This is a genomic window from Agromyces cavernae, from assembly GCF_021044935.1.
Taxonomy (GTDB): domain Bacteria; phylum Actinomycetota; class Actinomycetes; order Actinomycetales; family Microbacteriaceae; genus Agromyces; species Agromyces cavernae.
This window is the reverse complement of record NZ_JAJNMP010000010.1, coordinates 1-1,071: the sequence shown is the minus strand read 5'-3', so window position 1 is coordinate 1,071 and position 1,071 is coordinate 1. Positions and strand designations below refer to the sequence as shown.

Sequence of the window (1,071 nt, the reverse complement as noted above, 5' to 3'; positions counted from 1 at the left end):
CTGGCTGTGTGTTGTGTGGAGAGGGGGGTTGCCGATCGTAGACCTCGCTCGCTGTCTGCTGTAGGTTGGTGTTAGGCGCAGAGACGCGCCGTTCAAGTCGGTTTAATTACCCAAGTTTGAGGTAAACATTGAAACTGACCCAAAGAAATTTGGCGTTAGCTATAAATTTTGGAACGTCTCCTCTCGGGGAGACAAAAATACTAAGAAATTCGAAAATCGGTTCATCCATGTTGGAGAACGGTCCATTCGAAAATATGTGGAGATGAGGGAGCATGGCTGTCCGTATGTGGAGATGTGGGAAGGTGATGATATTGATTGGGGGACGGGATCCCCGATCTAAATATGATGTTGCCCTCCAGCTCATCTACACTCTTCAAAAGTGCTTTTCATTCTTGCTACTGGTACATACATATATGGAAATAGTCTATGTGATGCAAAAAAATTATAGATTCTAATGTATGGGTGCCGTGCGCTCCTCAACTGAAAAATGCAATTGTTCTCAAAAATTTTCAAAAGAACCTAAATTTTTCATGTTCCAAAAATCGACCCGACACATCCAGTATAATCAATATTCACTCATTAGGTACACGCAATAAAGTCCAACACATCACACACCTAAAAAAAATAGCAGTCTCTTAATTACACTCGAAAATACGACTCTCCAGAAGTGTCATTTTGGCTGGGGAAAAATTTTTTGAAAATTATTTTAAAATCGTTTCTAATTCATATGATGTTGCAACAAAAACAAATTTTTTTAGTCATTCTAAAAAAATGCAAAAAGCTTACAACATCCAGGATTCCCAGGCCGTCTCCGATCCAAGTACTAACTGGACTCAACGTTGCTTAACTTGCCAGATCGGACGGGATGGCGTGCATTCAACGTGATATGGTCGTAAGCGTCTATGGACAAGTGCCATGTCAGTTACAAACCCCCCACCACCCGACTAGGCCTCTACCCCTTCGTCAGTGCTACTGGCTGTGTGTTGTGTGGAGAGGGGGGTTGCCGATCGTAGACCTCGCTCGCTGTCTGCTGTAGGTTGGTGTTAGGCGCAGAGACGCGCCGTTCAAGTC

Annotated in this window: 1 rRNA gene; it reads right to left on the bottom strand. The window is 43.6% G+C overall.

Annotated features, from left to right (window positions below):
• Positions 1–779 precede the first annotated feature (779 nt).
• A 5S ribosomal RNA gene (gene rrf / locus LQ757_RS19585) occupies positions 780–898 on the bottom strand.
• Between the last annotated feature and the right edge of the window lie 173 nt (positions 899–1,071).